Origin of the sequence: Gloeomargarita sp. SKYB120, from assembly GCA_025062155.1 — a bacterium.
In the GTDB taxonomy this organism is placed as follows: domain Bacteria; phylum Cyanobacteriota; class Cyanobacteriia; order Gloeomargaritales; family Gloeomargaritaceae; genus Gloeomargarita.
The window spans coordinates 5,160-22,769 of sequence record JANXAM010000004.1; the positions used below are offsets into that span (position 1 = coordinate 5,160).

The 17,610-nt window shown below is 58.3% G+C and carries 18 protein-coding genes and 1 pseudogene; 4 read left to right on the forward strand and 15 right to left on the reverse strand.

The genetic code is table 11. The annotated features are described in order from the left end of the window. The 6 genes from cphA to NZ705_02655 form a co-directional block, all read right to left on the reverse strand. A partial coding sequence (cphA, locus tag NZ705_02630; GenBank protein ID MCS7291855.1) for a cyanophycin synthetase occupies window positions 1-2,126 on the reverse strand: 2,126 nt, incomplete at its 3' end. A 10-nt stretch (window positions 2,127-2,136) separates the two neighbouring features. After that, complete coding sequence (locus NZ705_02635; protein MCS7291856.1) at window positions 2,137-2,958, reverse strand: cyanophycinase; 822 nt, start codon at window positions 2,956-2,958, stop codon at window positions 2,137-2,139. 54 nt (window positions 2,959-3,012) lie between these two features. Continuing rightward, a complete protein-coding gene (locus tag NZ705_02640) occupies window positions 3,013-3,693 on the reverse strand; it encodes a M15 family metallopeptidase (protein ID MCS7291857.1) in 681 nt (226 codons plus the stop codon). Continuing rightward, complete coding sequence (locus NZ705_02645) at window positions 3,690-4,325, reverse strand: alpha/beta fold hydrolase (GenBank protein ID MCS7291858.1); 636 nt, start codon at window positions 4,323-4,325, stop codon at window positions 3,690-3,692. Before NZ705_02645 ends, NZ705_02640 begins: the two co-directional genes overlap by 4 nt. Beyond that, a complete protein-coding gene (locus tag NZ705_02650; GenBank protein ID MCS7291859.1) occupies window positions 4,322-4,783 on the reverse strand; it encodes a GNAT family N-acetyltransferase in 462 nt (153 codons plus the stop codon). Before NZ705_02650 ends, NZ705_02645 begins: the two co-directional genes overlap by 4 nt. Window positions 4,784-4,905: 122 nt before the next feature. After that, complete coding sequence (locus NZ705_02655; protein ID MCS7291860.1) at window positions 4,906-6,450, reverse strand: tetratricopeptide repeat protein; 1,545 nt, start codon at window positions 6,448-6,450, stop codon at window positions 4,906-4,908. 388 nt (window positions 6,451-6,838) lie between these two features. Between NZ705_02655 and NZ705_02660 the strand changes: the two genes are divergently transcribed. Together NZ705_02660 and NZ705_02665 are read left to right on the forward strand one after the other, a co-directional pair. Then, window positions 6,839-7,222: a helix-turn-helix domain-containing protein gene (locus tag NZ705_02660; GenBank protein ID MCS7291861.1), complete on the forward strand. Its 384-nt coding sequence runs from the start codon at window positions 6,839-6,841 to the stop codon at window positions 7,220-7,222. 354 nt (window positions 7,223-7,576) lie between these two features. Then, window positions 7,577-7,663 (forward strand): annotated as a pseudogene (locus NZ705_02665) (transposase). Between the two features lie 645 nt (window positions 7,664-8,308). On the opposite strand, the gene NZ705_02670 reads toward NZ705_02665, so the two are convergent. From NZ705_02670 to NZ705_02680, 3 genes are all read right to left on the reverse strand, one after another. Next, window positions 8,309-9,292, reverse strand: a complete 984-nt coding sequence (locus NZ705_02670; GenBank protein ID MCS7291862.1) for an alpha-ketoacid dehydrogenase subunit beta — start codon at window positions 9,290-9,292, stop codon at window positions 8,309-8,311. Window positions 9,293-9,301: 9 nt separating this feature from the next. Next, window positions 9,302-10,336, reverse strand: coding sequence for a pyruvate dehydrogenase (acetyl-transferring) E1 component subunit alpha (gene pdhA / locus NZ705_02675; protein ID MCS7291863.1), 1,035 nt, complete (start codon window positions 10,334-10,336; stop codon window positions 9,302-9,304). Window positions 10,337-10,405: 69 nt separating this feature from the next. Beyond that, window positions 10,406-10,636 carry a hypothetical protein gene (locus NZ705_02680; protein ID MCS7291864.1) on the reverse strand — a complete coding sequence of 77 codons (231 nt, stop codon included), beginning with the start codon at window positions 10,634-10,636 and terminating at the stop codon, window positions 10,406-10,408. Window positions 10,637-10,729: 93 nt separating this feature from the next. On the opposite strand from NZ705_02680, the gene NZ705_02685 reads away from it, so the two are divergent. Beyond that, complete coding sequence (locus NZ705_02685; protein ID MCS7291865.1) at window positions 10,730-11,179, forward strand: phycobiliprotein lyase; 450 nt, start codon at window positions 10,730-10,732, stop codon at window positions 11,177-11,179. A gap of 100 nt (window positions 11,180-11,279) precedes the next feature. On the opposite strand, the gene gshB is transcribed toward NZ705_02685, so the two are convergent. Genes gshB through NZ705_02700 form a run of 3 tightly spaced genes read right to left on the reverse strand, consistent with a single transcriptional unit; the run spans window position 11,280 to window position 13,380 of the window. Next, the gene (gene gshB, locus NZ705_02690; protein ID MCS7291866.1) at window positions 11,280-12,248 is read right to left on the reverse strand and encodes a glutathione synthase; all 969 of its coding nucleotides are present in this window, start codon (window positions 12,246-12,248) and stop codon (window positions 11,280-11,282) included. Next, a complete protein-coding gene (gene grxC / locus NZ705_02695; GenBank protein MCS7291867.1) occupies window positions 12,245-12,499 on the reverse strand; it encodes a glutaredoxin 3 in 255 nt (84 codons plus the stop codon). Before grxC ends, gshB begins: the two co-directional genes overlap by 4 nt. Beyond that, window positions 12,496-13,380: a ferritin-like domain-containing protein gene (locus NZ705_02700; GenBank protein MCS7291868.1), complete on the reverse strand. Its 885-nt coding sequence runs from the start codon at window positions 13,378-13,380 to the stop codon at window positions 12,496-12,498. Before NZ705_02700 ends, grxC begins: the two co-directional genes overlap by 4 nt. Before the next feature lie 130 nt (window positions 13,381-13,510). Here NZ705_02700 and ftsH point away from each other — a divergent pair, with 130 nt between their 5' ends. After that, window positions 13,511-15,397, forward strand: coding sequence for an ATP-dependent zinc metalloprotease FtsH (gene ftsH / locus NZ705_02705; GenBank protein MCS7291869.1), 1,887 nt, complete (start codon window positions 13,511-13,513; stop codon window positions 15,395-15,397). A 4-nt stretch (window positions 15,398-15,401) separates the two neighbouring features. Here ftsH and NZ705_02710 read toward each other — a convergent pair whose 3' ends face one another. From NZ705_02710 to NZ705_02720, 3 genes are read right to left on the reverse strand one after another with little or no spacing between them, the layout of a single operon-like run. Continuing rightward, the gene (locus tag NZ705_02710) at window positions 15,402-16,364 is read right to left on the reverse strand and encodes a DUF928 domain-containing protein (protein ID MCS7291870.1); all 963 of its coding nucleotides are present in this window, start codon (window positions 16,362-16,364) and stop codon (window positions 15,402-15,404) included. A 16-nt stretch (window positions 16,365-16,380) separates the two neighbouring features. Next, window positions 16,381-16,605, reverse strand: coding sequence for a hypothetical protein (locus tag NZ705_02715; GenBank protein MCS7291871.1), 225 nt, complete (start codon window positions 16,603-16,605; stop codon window positions 16,381-16,383). Window positions 16,606-16,640: 35 nt separating this feature from the next. Next, window positions 16,641-17,606: an alpha-E domain-containing protein gene (locus NZ705_02720; GenBank protein MCS7291872.1), complete on the reverse strand. Its 966-nt coding sequence runs from the start codon at window positions 17,604-17,606 to the stop codon at window positions 16,641-16,643. Between the last annotated feature and the right edge of the window lie 4 nt (window positions 17,607-17,610).

A 17,610-nucleotide genomic window follows, 5' to 3' on the forward strand; every position in this document is an offset into this window, starting at 1 on the left:
GTCACCCCCTGGGCATAGGCCGCCAACACCGCCGCCAGCACATTGGCAATCATAAACGGCACCCGCCCACCCAAGGTCAAAGGCACGTCCGCCGCCCGCAGAATTCGCAGCGTCCATTCCCCCTGGTAAAGCCACAACTCGCCCTGGTCATAGACCGCCGCCAAACCTCCCCGTCGCCGGTGGGCTTGAATGCGGGGATGGTCCGCCTGGAGCGAAAAGTAGGCCACTCGACCCTTGACCCGCTCGGCCATCGCCGCCACCCGCTCGTCCTCGGCGTTCAATACCGCTACACCGCCCGGGCGCACTACCTCCGCCACCACGCTTTTGACCTTGGCCATGTCGTCCAGGGTGTCAATGTCGTAGCTCCCCAGGTGGTCCGCCGCCACGTTCAACACCACGCCGACATCGCACTCGCGAAACGCCAGGCCTGAGCGCAAAATCCCGCCCCGCGCGCACTCCAGCACCGCAATCTCCACCAGCGGGTCGTTGAGAATCAAGCGAGCGCTCTGGGGTCCCGTGTTGTCCCCTGGCTCCACCAGGTAATCCCCCACATACGTCCCATCGGTGGTGGTAAATCCCACGACCTTTCCCGTCTGTTTGAACAAGTGAGCTGTCAGGCGTGTCGTGGTCGTTTTGCCGTTGGTACCGGTGATGGCAATGATGGGAATGCGACAGGGACGCCCCGGCGGAAAGAGCGCATCCACCACTGGCGCCGCCACATTGCGGGCGAGTCCTTCGCTCGGGCGGTAGTGCATCCGAAACCCCGGCGCGGCGTTGACTTCTACCACCACTCCGTCTGTCTGGCGCAGGGGCCGGGTAATGTCGGTCGTCACCACGTCAATCCCAGCGATATCGAGTCCGACTGCTGCCGCTGCCCGCACCGCCAGCCAGGCATTTTCCGGGTGAATGTCATCCGTCCGGTCCACCGCCGTACCCCCGGTGCTGAGATTGGCCGTGCGTTTCAAATAGGCGATTTCCCCCGGCGCTAATACCGTCTGGGCGTGGTATCCCTGCTGGGCCAGAATTTGCTCAGTGGTCTCATCCCAGTTGATGCGCGTTAAGACATTGTCATGGCCTTCTCCCCGCCGCGGGTCGCGATTGACCTGAGCCACCAACTCACGAATGGTATGCACCCCGTCTCCGACCACGTGGGCCGGCACCCGTTGCGCCACCGCCACCACCTGGCCGTTAATCACCAAAATGCGATGGTCGTGGCCCTGGTGAAAGCGCTCGACGATCACCCGTCCCGCCCGCGACTCCGCCATGGCCAGGTCGTAGGCTGCCAGCGCCTCCTCAAAGGTGCGAATGTCCAGGGTGATCCCCCGCCCGTGATTGCCGTCTAAGGGTTTGAGCACCACCGGATACCCACCGACTTCGTGAATGGCATCCGCCAGCTCCCGCTCGCGCCGGATCACGGTTCCCTTGGGTACGGGGATCCCCGCCTCCTGGAGCATTTGCTTGGTGCCTTCTTTGTCACCGGCCAGCTCCACCCCGAGAATGCTGGTGCAGTCCGTCTGGGTGGCCTGAATCCGCCGCTGGTAGCAGCCGTAACCGAATTGAATAATCCCCCGCGCCCGCTCTTGCCAGGGAATCCCTCGCGCTTCACACTCTCGCACAATCGCTTCGGTACTCGGTCCCAGCGCTGCTTCCGCCCGGATTTGTCGCAGTTCCCCCACATCTTCAATCAGCTCTTCTAGGGGGTAGTCCTGCTCCTGGGCCAGGGTATGCACAATCCGCACCGCTGCTCGACCCGCAACCCGTCCCGCCGCTGGGTGTTCGTACTCAAACACCACCTGGGCTACCCCCGGCGTGCTCGTCCAGCGGGTGCGACTAAAGCTCACATTCATCCCGGCAATGTACTGCAGCTCCAGGGCCGTATGTTCCACCACGTGGGCTAAGGATGTGCCGTGCTGCACCTCTTGCAAAAAACCACCCCAGCGATGGGCCACGCAGTAGTGTTCCGCCAGCCCAGGGAGCAAGCGCGTCAACCGCTCATAAAACCCGGGAATGTCCGTCGTGCGCACCTCCGCCCACCGGCCCAGGTCCAACCGCAACACGATGAGTTGGGTGCGTTCAATGCTCCAGTAGTTAGGGCCGTTCAACGTCAGGATGCGCAGGATGTCCACGGCTCTTTCCTCACACGGGACAGTGCTGGTAAACGGGGGGTAACACCTTGCGCCGCTGGTAGTCGAACCGGTCGCCCCGCCGCAACAGATGCACCCGCAAGTTGTGAATGCTCACCGGCGTCCGGCTGTGGGGATAGGGTTCACAAAACGACGACGCCTCGCCCGCATCCAGAATCATCACCGTCCCACGTCCGACCACCAGCAATTCACCCGACGGTTCAAACACAGCGCACGTGTCCTCGTCCACACCCACGCCTAGACATTCGGGGTGCATCACGACCGCACTGAACAGTCGCGCCACCCGGTTGCGGTTGTGGAAATGCTGGTCCACGATCACGTCCGGTAAAAAGCCCAGTCCGTTGGCCATGTTGACCAGCGCCGGATGGGGCGATTCGCCGTTGCCGCCACCGGCAATCATGTGGTAACCCATGGCCGCTGCTCCTGCACTGGTACCTGCCAGCGTTAAACGCCCCCGCTCCCGATAATAATGTAACGCCTCTAGCAATGCCGAATCCGCCAGCAGCGTCGCCAAGCGCAACTGGTCGCCTCCGGTTAAGAAAATGCCCGTGAAATCCTGCAAGCGTTCATGCCAGCGGGGGTCTTCGCTCTGTTCCCGCTCCCGCACATCCAGCACCTGCACCCAGCGAGACCCCATGTTTTCAAACAAGCGCTGGTACAAACTACCGATGACCGCCGGTTCCCCCGAAGCTGAAGGGATAATTCCAATCCGTGCGTGGTATCCCCCTGCGCGCTTCCAGAACGTTTGGAGAATTTCCAATTGATTTACCTTGTCCTCTGCACCACCAATGACCAACGTCGGGGCTTGATCCATCGTGTTGTCGCTTGCTTACCGAAACTTAATCTTCAGTTAATCATAGCGGTTCCCCTAAATGGTGTTCCAGGATGCAATTTCTTCATCGACACGCCCGTAGCAAGCCATGCCAACGCCGCTCAACCAGGCCCACAGTTGGTCGCCCCAGGAAAAGTGCCACCACTCCTCGGGATGTCGCACAAACCCCGCCTGCGTCATCACCTGCTGCAACAACCGGCGGTGGCGCCCGTACAGACTGTCCGGCGGGTAGTAATCCGGGTGCGAACGGGGCGACAGTTCATCAATGGGTGACCCCATCGCCACCGGCTGGCCCTGCCCATCAAGCAACGTCACATCCACAGCGGCACCAGTGCTATGGGGGGGTGGCGTCAACGGGTCCTCGCTAGGCACGGCCCATACCTGGTACACCTGCGCCCATAACTTGGCGGCGGGTTGGTCGGGATATTGGCGGGCCAATTGCGCGTAGGTATAGTCCACCATAAACGCCTGCACCCGGTTAGGCCGGTAGCCATCGTAGATTTGCAAGCGCCAGCCCGGTTGAAGTGTTTGTAAATAGTCTTGCGCTTGTAATAATTTCTCCACCACGCGCCGGCGCAACCAAAAAGGCGATACCGCACCGTAGGGCGCTCCCAGGACAACGTAGGGATGGGGGTGAATGAGAGCCAGGCGTTCGGCGGGAATGGGAACCAGGGGTTCACCGCACTCTTGAATTGGCAAGTAACGATAGGGTTTCACAGCCCGAGAAACGTCACCATCTGTTGCCAGATCAGGTCCAGGCTCCGGTGCAAGGTGTGGTCGTCGTCCACCGGCACTAACGTCACCCAGGCGCGGGTACGGGCGTAATCTTCGCTCACTGCCAAGGGCACCACGTCATCCTGGCGGCCATGCACGATCAGCGTGGGCACCGGGCGTTGCAATTGGCTTTCATCATACATCTGCAAATCTGGCAAAAACCCGTAGTGCAACGGCAATTCTTTACCTTCGCCGTAGTGATAAACGGGGAGCGTCCCCTGGGTGCGCCATTGCTCCAACTGCTCGGGCGTCAATCGCTGGAGCCAGTACTCCGCCATGCGAAACGCCGGCGCCAGTAACACCAAATGACTCACCTGCGGGTGTTGTTCCGCCACAAAGACCGCCGTTAGCCCCCCAAAGCTAGAACCAATCAGTACCGTGGGTTCCGGGGTTAATACCTCCGCAACTCGCTGAATTTGGCGCGTCAGAGTCAGGTGGGTAAAATCCCCCTGGTTCAAATCGGGCACGGCAATCGGGATGCCGACCTGGGCCAGTTGTTTTTGCAGATACTGAGCTTTCCCGGAGCGAGGACTTGACCCAAAGCCGTGGATGTAGATAGCGCGGCTCGGTTTCATGGTGCAGGCACCGTTTCCACCAGGCGTTCGAGAGTCGGTAATGTTACCGTCGGCTGGCGTTGGTACCGCACCATGGTCGTCGTCAAATTTTCCTCAAACCCTAGCCGTTCATAGAACCCCTGTTGGCTGCTGGTCATCAGATACACCCGTTCCACCGACCGGATACTCGGGTGGGCCAACAGCGTTTCCACCAATTGACGACCCAAACCCCGGCCCCGGTACTCCGGATGAATCACCACATCCCACAACACCGCCCGGTACACCCAGTCCGATGTCGCCCGCCCAAACCCGATGAGCCGTTCCCCATCCCAAACCGTCACCACCGGTTCGCTATGGTCCACCGCCGTCTGCAAGTCCTCCAGCGTTCGGTTCACCGCCCAAAACGCCCCGATATTCAGCAGATGTTGCAGTTGCACCAGGTCCACCTTTTGCCGGTCGGTGCTCACAGTAATGGTCATTGTTGGATCAATCCAGGGACCAACCTGTATGAGCATAGCAAAAATTGCGGTCTTCTCACTCCGTTGGCGAGCGGCGACTGGTTATAGCTTGATACTTTTTGACCCCAACATTTAGATTCATTTCAACTTTCGCCCTGGGGCAGCATGAACGGGGGAATCTCTAGCGTGGGGTCCAGCAGCAATGCCCGGCGAATATCCCCGATGGCTCCCCGTTTATCCCGCAGTTGGTAGCGCAGCAAGCCGCGCCGGTAATAGGCCGGGGCAAAGTTGGGGTCTAAGCGCAATGCTTGGTTGTAGTCAGCAATGGCTCCCTGCCAGTCCCCTTTTTCCGCCTTGGTGTTGCCCACCGCATAAAAATCCGCCGCATCCTGGTGCGTGGGGTTCAACGCCGTGCCGTGGATGTAGGCAAAATTGGGGTTCAGTCGCAGCGCCTGGTTATAGTCCTGCACTGCTTCCCCATACTGGCCCATCCGTCGCCGCGCAATACTGCGGTTGTAGTAGGCATCGGCCAAATTCGGTTGTAGCTCAATCGCCCGTGTGTAGTCAGCAATCGCGCCTTCCCGGTCGCCCAGCCGGTAGCGCGTCAATCCCCGCTGGTAGTAGATGTCAGCCCGTTGGGGCAACAGTTGCAACGCCTGCTGGTAATCCTCCAACGCGCCCCGGTTATCGCCCTGTTCAAACCGCAGCCACCCCCGCCGGAAGTACGCCTCGCCGCACTGGGGGTCCATCCGCAGCGCTTGGTTGAGTTGGGTCAATGCCTCCTGGTACTGTCCGTCGCGAATGCACGCCAGCGCCTTTTGGACGTACTGGGCCGCAACGGTCGCCACTTGGGGACGCAGGGGAGCAGTCGGTCGGGGTTCAGGTTGCACCCGGTTGAAGTCTTCCATTGCTCCCCGCCGGTCGCCCACCATGGCGCGCGCTTCCCCCCGGTGGTAGTACACCTGCGTCAAACGCGGGTCCAGCAGCAAAGCCCGGTCATAGTCGGCAATCGCTCCCAGCAAATCCCCTACAGCTTGGCGCGCCAACCCTCGCCGGAAGTACGCCTCAGCAAAATCCGGTTTCACCCGCAAGCACTGGTTGTAAGCTTCAATGGCCGCCGTCCAGTTTTTTAGCTCGGCTTGGGCCAACCCCTGCTGATAGAACCGCTGGGCGCTATTGTGGGCTACCGCTTGGGCGGTCCCGTGGATGTGCGTGTAATTGGGGTTTAGTTTGAGCGCCTGGGTATGGTCCGCCACTGCGCCCTGGTAATCCCCTTCCCGGCGTCGCGCGATACTGCGGTTGTAATAGGCATCGGCAAAATTCGGTTGCAGTTCAATTGCCCGCGTGTAGTCCGCAATCGCTCCTCGGCGGTCCCCCAAGCGGTAACGGCTCAAACCGCGGTGGTAATAGATGATGGCTTTGTGGGGTTCGTACTGAAGCGCCTGGTTAAAATCAGCAATCGCCCCCTGGTAGTCATGGGTGTGAAACCGCACCAAACCCCGCTGGTAGTAGGCGGCGCTGTAGGCCGGTTGACACTGTAACGCCTGGTTGAAAAATCGAATCGCCCCTGGGTAATCCCCCGCCTCCACCTTTTTCAATCCCGCATGGTAAAAACTTTCCGCCTGTAATCGCAGGGTCTCTATGGACTGCTGTTGAGAGCGAGTGAGTCGGGGATCAAGATCGGGCATAATTGAATGACCTGAGCAGGAGCATAATTCCATCCTTATGGTTAGGTATAAGGTTTGCGAGTGATAGCAATCACACTGAGACCCTTTTTTGGCAAAATTGGGTGTTTTTGCGTAGAAAATGGCTTAGCTTATGTCAATACCAGTAAAACTACCGAAATTTGTCATTACGAACCAAGAAAACTTTGTGCATTGTCAGCACAACTGACATGCTACTGCCCTAGAAGAGTCCCGAACGGGTCGCCAATTCGCGGTCGCAGGGGAGGTACCCCCGTCTCTGGTTTTAGGTGATCTCTGGATGCTCAGCAGGTGCTTTTCTGGCAGAAATGGCTGTTCTAGTCAAGCTGTTTAAGATTGTCATATAATGGACATGTTGTTAGGGACGAGAGAAATGCCCAGGCCATACAACTACGATTTGCGCAAGAAGGCGGTAGAAGCCATCTTGAATGGTGCCACTATCATGGAAGTCAGTCAGTTCCTAAACGTCAGCTATCGAACGGTACAAAGATGGCTTAGACAGTGGTCAGAAACGGGAGATGTTCGTCCCAAGGAAGGCTATCAAAAAGGCCACAGTCATAAGCTGAAAGACCTGGAAGAATTCCAGCAGTTTGTGGATGCCAACCCCGGTCTAACCCAACGGGAGATAGCCGCTCACTTCGGTGTGAGCCGCGCTACTATCTGGAAGGCCCTACAAAAGATAGGCTATACCCTCCGAAAAAAACGTACTTCTATCACGAGCAAGACCGCCAAAAGCGGCAAGCTTATTGCGAGTTAATTGAGCAGATACCGCCAGAGCGGGTGGTCTATATGGACCAATCTGGCGTGGATAATACAGTCGGGCACCGAAAGGAGAGAGAGTCTACGGGGAGAAACCCGGCGATCGTGGGGAAAAAGTTATAGCCGAGCTGCTTCAGTTTGTCAGGGGGATACTAGGAGAACCCAAGGCGGGGCTGGGCCCTGCGACTCCAAAACATGACAAGCAGAGATGGCTTAGCTATAGCATCATGGCGGCTTATCAATCGGGGCGTGTGATTGAACCGTTCACTTGGATAGGCTATGGCGATACTCAGGTAGTCATCAGGTGGTAAAGCGAGAAACTTTTGCCAGCGATAGGTTCTGGGAAAGCTATGCGGCGGTGAGACAGGTCGTGGAAGCGGCTGGGTGTCGATTGGTTTATTTACCGAGATATTCGCCTGATTTGGATCCGATTGAGCAGGTCGGGTCTTGGCTATAGCTAAGCTGCTTTAGTTTGTCAGAAAGAGGAGAGAAAACCTAAAGGCGGGGCCGTGCTCTGGGACTCAAGGGCTGACAACCATAGATGGCTTGGCTATAAAGCGGTGGGTCCGCACAGAACCTACGTTCTCTGGTAAATGAAGCCGTCTGTCTTATATGTCAACCTTTGTCAGCTTAGATACAGCAGAAAACATTTAAGTTGGTGTGCTTGAGCAGCAAGCAAGGCAAAAGCGTCAAGGTTTTCAGTTGTTCTCACGCCAAACATTGTGTGCTTAGCGCTAGGTCGCAGGGTGCATCCCTGCCCTTAGTTTTTCTCTCATCTCTCTAACAAAGTGAAGCGGCTTAGCTATGGCTATAGGTTCGCAATTTTTGGTCAATGAAACTATCCGTAGCTGACGTCAAGTTTTGTGATTTTAGCTATATAGGTTTCTCTGACTGCTTTGGGAAGGGGCTTCTTGACTTGTCCACATTATTTTCCGCCCAACACCCAGTTGTTATTGCTCGCATAGGTCTCGAAAGCTTTTTGACCAAGTGCGCCACCTGACCCCGCTTGAACCCATGTGCTACCAGGATTATAGTCAAGCCGTCTTGCTTATCAACCGCACGGCAAGGCCCCATTTTATCTACCTTAAATCTTACCTCGAACCAAATCTGTCACCGTCTGGACAATTTGTTCCGGTTGCACCACTGTCAACCGCTCGAGGGTGCCGTTGTAGGGGGTGGGAACGTCCAGAGACGAGAGCCGCACCACCGGCGCGTCTAACTCATCAAACAACCGCTCCATTACCCCGGCGCAAATTTCGGCACCAATACCTCCCGTCTTCATACATTCTTCAACAACCACCAGCCGGTGCGTCTTGCGCAGCGATGCCCCAATCGTTTCCCAGTCCAACGGTTTCAGGGAAATCAAATCAATCACTTCGGGGTGAATGCCGCGCCGTTCCAACGCCGGTAGGGCCTGCAACACATGATGGCGCATGCGGGAATAGGTGAGTATCGTCACGTCTTCGCCCGGTTGCACCAACTCAGCTTTATCCAGGGGCAACAGGTACTCCTCGTCGGGAAGGTCCTGCTTCAAGTTGTAGAGTAGCACATGCTCAAAAAACAGCACCGGATTGTTGTCTCGAATCGCCGATTTCAGTAACCCCTTGGCGTTATAGGGGGTTGAGCAGGCCACAATTTTTAACCCCGGCACCGCTTGAAAATAGGCCTCCAATCGCTGAGAATGCTCCGCTCCCAACTGCCGTCCCACGCCGCCTGGTCCCCGAATCACAATGGGAATAGTGAAATTGCCCCCCGACGTGTAGCGCAACATGCCGGCGTTGTTGGCAATTTGGTTAAACGCCAGCAGCAAAAATCCCATGTTCATCCCTTCGACAATCGGGCGCAATCCCGTCATTGCCGCGCCAATCGCTAGGCCCGTAAAACTGTTCTCGCAAATGGGCGTATCCAACACACGGAGTTCCCCGTACTTCTTATACAGGTCTTTGGTGACCTTGTAGGAACCGCCGTAGTGGCCTACATCTTCCCCCAGCACAAACACGGTGGGGTCCCGCGCCATTTCCTCGTCAATGGCCGCTCGCAGGGCGTTGAACATAAAGGTTTCCGCCATGGTTACGCTTTACTCCTCCGCATAGACGTAGCGCCACAGTTCGTCGGGCGACGGCTCAGGACTCTGTTCGGCAAAGGCCACCGCATCGTCGACCACTTGTTTCACCTTTTGCTGAATCGCCTGCAAATCCTGGCTGGTCGCCAAGTCCTGTTCCACAAGAAAACTACCCAGGCGTTTGATGGGGTCGCGGCTCAGCCAGAATTCTTTTTCTTCTTTACTGCGCAATTCGTCGGGGTCGGCTAGGGAATGTCCCCGGAACCGGTAGGTCAGCGCTTCGATCAAGGTGGGACCTTCCCCCGCCCGTGCACGTGCGACAGCTTCTCGAGCCACTTCGCGCACCGCCAGCACATCCATCCCGTCCACCTCCACGCCCACCATATTGAACACACTGGCTTTTTTGTATATGTGGGGGTCGGACGCCGCCCGCGCATGGGCCATGCCAATCGCCCACAGGTTGTTTTCCACCACAAAAATCATGGGTAATTTCCACAGGGCCGCCATGTTCAATGTCTCAAAAAACTGGCCGTTGTTGCAGGCCCCGTCCCCAAAAAAGCAGGCGGTGACCTCATCCGCCTGGGCATCCCCAAGCACCTCCCGCCGGTATTTAGTCTGAAACGCTGCGCCGGCTGCGACGGGAATCCCTTCCGCTACGAAGGCGTAGCCCCCCAAAAACCGTTGCCGCGCTGAAAACAGGTGCATCGAACCGCCGCGCCCCTTGCTGCAGCCAGTGACCTTGCCAAAGAGTTCCGCCATGACTTCCCGCGCTGGGATACCGGCACTCAGAGCGTGCACATGGTCCCGATACGTACTGCACACGTAATCAACCCCTGGCCGCAGCGCTCCCCGGATCACTCCCGTCGAGACCGCTTCTTGACCGTTGTAGAGATGCACAAACCCAAACATCTTGCCCCGGTAGTACATCTCGGCGCACTTGTCTTCAAACGTCCGCCCCAGCACCATGTCCTCGTACAGCAGGAGACCTTCTTCCCGGGTCAACTGCAGCGTCGCTGGCGAAAAAGTCGGTAGCGGACGTTCCTGGACCATTGGTAGCAACGGTGAAAACAGTATTTTGTAGGATACTTCCGAAGGGGGCCATCCTTCAAGCAATGCCAGTTAATCCTCGAGCAAGATCACGCCCTGGCTGACCCGGTCCATGAGCTGGTTAAGCACCTCCAGCTCCTGGGGCGTGACGTGGCCGTCTTCGCGCACCTTGGCGCGAATTTCTTCCCACTCGCGCCGGGATAGGCGTCCATCGCGCGTCACCTGTTCGATTAAGCTAGTCAGTTCGGCCAGGGATTTTTGTTCCTCCGGCGTCGGGACGGTTTCACCGCTAATCTGCATCACACTCCCCCTTAGTCAATCGACACTCCCCTACCCTAACACAGCCCTTTGCGGGAAAAAGTTGCCTAAGTCGCATTATGATGGATGGGTATGGAGATGACCTTTACCGACCTGGAACAGTTACTGCAGCACCATGTCGGCACTTGGATCTGTCAGCGGACCCGTTTTTACCTAGACGGCGCACCCGCGAATCACGGCAAAGCCCAGTTGCAGGTAGCTAATTTAGGGCCTGATGCCCCCCATTCGCTGGGTCTGGTGCTGACCTGGACGGAAAACAATCAACCCGTAGGCCGTACTACGCTGGCCTTTGACCCTGCCTCGTCCTGCTTTTGGCATTACCCTGCAGGCGGCAGTCCCGCTACAGGACACTACACGTGGGACAGTCATGGCGTTTTAGAACTCACGCTCGCCGGGGCTGACGGTTTGCAGATTCAGGAACGCCTGTGGTTTGCTGCACCCAATCTACGGCTGCGAACCGTTCTAGTGCGTAACCAGCAAGGATTGGTCGCCGCTTCATTCTATTCGGATATCCGGCGGCTGACTTAGCTCAGAGGGCAACTACTGTTCAACCCCTGGTTTTCGATTGGCAAATACAGCTCAGCTATCTATGCTGGTCATGTCTTGAGGCCATAGGGAGTTGTTTGGATTACTTCTTGGCTTGGCATTTTTCTTCTAGCCAGGCAATCACCGTTTGCCCAAGTTGAGTACCGCTCAAGCGGTCAATTTCCCGGATGCCGGTGGGACTGGTGACATTTATCTCCGTTAGATAGCCGCCAATGATGTCAATTCCCACAAAGTACAACCCCGCCGCCTGCAGCGCTGGTCGCAAATGGGCCGCAATTTCTCGGTCCCTGGGAGTAATTTCCGCCGCCACCGCCTGGCCTCCCACCGCCATGTTGCCGCGAAAGTCGTGCCCGGAAGGGATGCGATTCACGGCGCCAATGGGTTCTCCGTCCAACAGAATCACCCGCTTGTCCCCCTGGCGAATCTCCGGCAGGTACATCTGCACCATCACTGGCAACCGCCCGGCAGTGCTCAACTCAACCAGCGACGCGACGTTCCGGTCCGCCGGGTCCAAGTACAAAATCCCTTCGCCGGCCTTGCCCCCCAGGGGTTTTAGCACCGCAGGTCCGTAGCGAGCCAGGAATTTGCGAATGAAGGTGAGCTGGCTGGTGACAAGGGTGGGCGGGAGCAGGTGGGGAAACCGCAGAGCATACATTTTTTCGTTGGCCTCCCGCAGGGCGCTGGGCCGGTTGAGCACCAAGGTTCCAGGAGGCACATGGTCCAGTAGATAGGTTGCCCACAGGTAGGCTGTATCCACCGGTGGGTCCTTACGCATCCATACGGCGGTCATTTCCCCAAGGGCTAGATGCGCCGGTTCCCCCAGGCGATACCAGGGCTGGGGAATCTCGTAGCGTCCCTGCTGGAGTCGTACCGGTTGAATCTGCACCGGTCGCAGCCAAGCCCAGGTCTGTCCGTCTTGCACGCTGAGCTGGTCAATCGTGGTGACCCAGACTTCGTGCCCCCGCTGGCAAGCCGCCTCCATCAGGGCGACCGTCGAGTCATGCCCCGGGTCCAACCGCTCCAGGGGGTCTATCACGAACGCCAGCTTCATGCCTGTAGGAGCCGGTCTAACTCACCCGCCTGTTCCAGTTGGTAGAGTTCGTCGCAGCCCCCGATATGGCGACCATTGATGAAAATTTGGGGCACCGAACGCCGTCCTCCCGCCCGTTCTGCCATGCGACTGCGAGCGGCTTCATCCCCATCAATGGCGTACTCGGTGTAGGGAATCCCCTTGCGATTCAGCAGCGCCTTGGCCCGGATGCAAAATGGGCAGGTGCGCCATGTGTAAATCTCCACCTTCATCGGCGTTGCACGGTTTTGGGCGAAGGGGGATTGGGGTTCAAAAACAGGGGAATAAATCGCTCCATCAACTTCTGGGGGTCCCGTCGCCAAGCCCGTTGCAGGATGTCCAGGCGAGTTTGCTGCAAATCGGGCGCCAGTAACGCCGACGGCAACCGCTCGATCAAATAGGCGGGGCGCTCCCACACAGGCAGGGTGCTGGCAATGGTCACCAGCCGCTCCACCCGCCGCAGTTCCGCGCCTAGGGTGATATCCATCCCCGACTCAAAAGCCGCCTGTTCAATCGCGCTGTAGCGGCGTTTGGCTTGTTCCACCAGTCGCTGGTGCTCTGGACTCTTGCGGGCCAACTGGGCCAGCCAGCGGTTGCCCCAGCGCACGTGGGCCGCCTCCTCCGGAAAAATTCGCTCGAGCGTCTCCCGAATCGCCACATTCTCTTCCGTCTGGGGCGCCTGTTTCAACGCTTGAATGTGCGCCGAGAAGTACTCACACCCCCGCTTTTCCGTGACATTGATGGCCGCTAGCGATGAAATAAGGAATTCATCCGTGCCCGGCGTGTGGGCATCGCTGTCTAAAAGGGTTTCAAATTGCTCGATGTAGCTCGTGCCAGGCGGTTTGCCCACTGGAGCGCCCAGGTCACAGAGCAAGTCTGTCAACCACATGGCATGGCGTGCCTCGTCGCTGATGTGGTGGGACAAATCCCGCACCAGTTCCGGGGGCTGGCCATTCAGGCGCTCCACCAGGTCGGTCAAGTCTTTGCAACTGCGCTGCTCGCTGAACCGGTAGCGGTTGAGGGTGATCAAATGAATCTCCCGGTCCTGGACAACCTGCTCCAGAATCGCCCGGGCGCTCCACTCTCCAAACTTACGGGGGTAGGCGACGGTCATGGCTCTTAACCTAAACACGCCGAGAAACCAGCCCCATGTTACCGTGTTTGCCGCGCCAGCGACAACCAAACCAGCCCCCCCGCTTGACTATACTGGTAGATAGGCAACAAACCATCCCGAATTTACAGATATGGCGATAAAAAAATCTCCTCAGTTTCCTAGCCCCCGCGCCATCGGCAACATTCTCTTTTTGATTGGCGTGGGTTTCCTGCTGCTGAACCTGTTCCTACCCGGGTTGCTGGGGCCGCGCATTCCCCAGGTGCCCTACAGCCTATTCATCCATCAAGTGGATGAGGGGCAAGTAGCCCGTGCCTTTGTGGGGCAAAACGAAATTCGTTATCAGTTGCGCCCGGAATACGGTGGCCAAGTCCTGGCGACCACACCGATTTTTGACCTGAGTTTGCCCCAACGTCTGGAGGAGCACGGGGTCGAGTTTGCCGCCGTGCCGCCGCCCCGGAACAACTGGTTCACAAACCTGCTGGGTTGGGTGTTGCCCCCCTTGATTTTCGTGGCAATCTGGCAATTTTTCTTGGGCAGGGGAGCCGGTGGGCCCCAGGGCGCCCTCTCTATCAGTAAAAGCCGCGCCAGGGTGTACGTGGAGGGCGAAATGGGCAAGGTCACCTTCGCCGATGTGGCCGGCTGTGACGAAGCCAAGGCGGAACTGGTGGAAATCGTGGACTTTCTCAAGTCGCCGGAGCGTTATATTCGGATTGGGGCGAAGATTCCCAAGGGGGTGCTGCTAGTGGGACCGCCGGGAACGGGGAAAACGCTGCTGGCCCGTGCTGTCGCCGGCGAAGCAAAGGTGCCGTTTTTCAGCATCTCCGGTTCGGAGTTTGTGGAGTTGTTTGTCGGGGTGGGTTCGGCCCGCGTGCGGGACCTGTTTGAACAGGCGAAAAAGCAGGCTCCCTGCATTATTTTTATTGACGAGCTGGATGCCATCGGGAAATCGCGGACGAGTGTCGGTTTTTACGGCGGTAATGACGAGCGGGAACAGACGTTGAACCAGCTCTTGACAGAAATGGACGGGTTTGACAGCTCCCAGGCGACGGTGATTGTCCTGGCGGCGACCAACCGCCCCGAGACCCTGGACCCAGCCCTGCTGCGGCCAGGACGGTTTGACCGGCAGGTGCTCGTGGACCGACCGGACCTAGCGGGGCGGGAAGCGATTTTGAAAATTCATGCGGCCAAGGTGAAGCTCTCGCCAGAGGTGGATTTGCACAAGATTGCCGCCCGTACCCCTGGGTTTGCCGGTGCTGACTTGGCGAATCTGGTCAACGAGGCGGCCCTGCTGGCGGCCCGCAACCAGCGCGCGGAAGTGACCATGGCCGACTTCAACGAAGCGATTGAGCGGGTGGTGGCGGGTCTGGAGAAAAAGAGCCGTGTGCTCAGCGAAAACGAAAAACGCATCGTGGCCTATCACGAAGTGGGACACGCGATAGTGGGCTCTCTGATGCCCGGCTCAGGCAAGGTGGAGAAGATTTCCATCGTGCCGCGTGGCATGGCGGCGCTGGGGTACACGTTGCAACTGCCGACGGAGGACCGGTTCCTCCAGAGTGAGCCGGAATTGCGAGGGCAAATTGCCACGCTGTTGGGCGGTCGCGCCGCCGAAGAGCTGGTGTTTGGGCAGGTGACTACGGGTGCCAGCAACGACCTACAACGGGCCACGGACCTGGCGGAACGGATGGTAACGGCCTTTGGCATGAGCAAGGTGCTTGGACCGCTGACCTTCCAGCAGCGCCAGCAGAATATGTTCCTAGGCAACGCCATGGAAATGCGGCGCGCGGTGAGTGAGGAAACTGCCCAGGCGATTGACCGCGAGGTGCGGGAGATTGTGGAGCAGGGGCATCAACAGGCGCTGGAAATCCTGCGCTACAACCGGGAGGTGCTGGAGGCGATGGCCCAGGAAATCTTGGAGACCGAAGTCATTGAGGGGGAAAAACTGCACCACTGGCTCAGCCAGGTCAAGCTTCCTCCTTCTCTCGCGCCTCAACACGCGCCGATGCCGGTGGCGGTTTGACGGTTCAGGAACAGAGCGCTACGCCTCCTTTTGGATTGGGTTGGACACAGCGCAGGGGCTGGTTGGCAATTCCACCCAGGCCGATCCGGCTCAGGAGATTCCGCCAGTCCTCCACCAGTCCTGGCTCGTTCGGATACTGTCGCCGCAGAACTACCAGGGTTTGCAAGGCGTCGTACCAAAGACCGGCTTCAGCCAAGAGCGCTGGGTAGTCCCCGAGATTGGCTTGCCCTAGAGCAGCCGCCAGTTCCCTATTCGCCGGTGCCACTCGCTCAATCCGCCCCATGACCACCATCCAGCTATCCGGCTGGTCCGCCGTACATTGCACCGCCAGGGACCATTCGTACTCCTGGCCCACCTGGAGCGCCGGTGCCTCGAGGGGGAGGGTCAAGCCGCCGATCCCGCCGCCAGTGGCCGTAAACGTGGTGGCGTAGAGGACTTCCCCCACTTGACCTTGGGGAGTTACGAGGCGCAGTTGAAATTCCACAGGTGTAGGGCGCTCTAGCTCCGGCAAATACCAGAAAAAGGTGGGGTAGTCCCGCAGCGTCCGACCGTAATTGGTTTCGGGCACAAGCAGCCGCACCCTTTGGTTTTTGTCCTGGGTGCAACCCGACCCCCGCTTGGAGGCCCCTTCCCGTTGTCCTGGACGCCCGACCGCCGGTAAGTTCAAGCTGACAAACGCCGGACGCCGCCGACCCATCGCCAACCGGGGTTGAAAGCTTGGGGGTAAGGGCGTGCGCAACGCCCGCTCCACCGGAGACAGGGGAATGACCAGTTGTTGACCCACTAGGATCAAATCCGGGTCCCGGCGTAGCTCCGGATTGGCCTGCAACATTTGTTCCAAGGTCAAGTTATAGCGACGGGCAATCCCGGTCAGGGTATCCCCGAGCTGCACCGTGTACAACGTCTGGGCAACCGCTAGGGAGGCCCCTAGCAAGAAAGTTCCCGCCGTCCAAATCCCTCGCCGCATGGTCCTAACTTTCGCATTACTGAGACGATGGACTGGCGCCGTCGGCAGGCGCTACGGTGGGGCTGATTTCCAAAGACGGCGTAGGCGCTTGATACAACCGGCACATCTCCTGCTCCAAGCGCTGTTGGCCCAGACTGAAAAACCGCTGGCTGCTGTTGAAACCAAAGCCCGCTGGTTCCGGCGTCCCTATCCAGGGCGAACAGACTTGCGCCATCAGCAGGCCCATTACAACCCCTGGCATAACCTCTCCCAAATTCGCCACACCCTCAGTCTAGCTCAGCTCCGCCCGGCTGGCTCGGGACGCAGGGCGAAAAACGTCTCAAAAATCGTATCGTCTAGGCGGTTGAATTCCACCAGCAGACGGTCCAAAAACTCGTGCAAACCGCCCTGGATAATCTCATCAATTGTGATGTATTCCAAATCGGCGCACAGGCGTCCCAGGCGGCGTTCGACCCCCATGCGCCAGTCCGGCAAGGCCGTTCCCGTAATGCAGTGCAACGAACGCTCGAGATGCCGCAGACAGAACAACACCGAGCGGGGAAATTCCCGGTTCAACAGTAAAAATTCCGCCACCAACCGAGGACTGATCAAATGCCGTCCCTGCTTGCGATACATCTCGTAGGCGCTAGCGGATTTCAGCAGGGCGATCCATTGAATTTCATCCAGGGTCGTCCCTACGTCCTGCACCGACGGTAGCAGCACATAGTACTTCACATCCACGATCCGCGCCGTCTTGTCCGCCCGTTCGAGCAGGCGGCCCATCTGGCCAAAATGCCAGGCCTCGTTGTGGGACATGGTGGCGTCCATGACGCCGGCGAAGCGGTGACTGGCCCGTTTCACCTCTTGAAAAAAGTGGTTCAAATCCACCTCTTGGCCCTGGGTGGCCGCCTGTTGCACCATCAAGTAAAAGGAATTGACCTCCTGCCACATTTCCGATGAAATAATCTCTCGCACCGACCGGGCATTTTCCCGCGCTGCATACAGACAGGACACGATGGAGTTAGGGTAATCGGCGTCGAACGTCAAAAACTGGATCACTTGCTCTTGGGTGGGCAAGCCGTAGCGTTCTCGAAACAGGGCCAAATCCCCCGTCACCATCACCAGGGGTTCCCATTGGGTTACCGACTGGTGGGGCAAATCCAGGATCAAATTCAAATTCACGTCCACAAAGCGGGCCACATTTTCCGCCCGTTCGATGTAGCGATTCAACCAATAGATGGAATGGGCCACTCGACTCAACATCGTC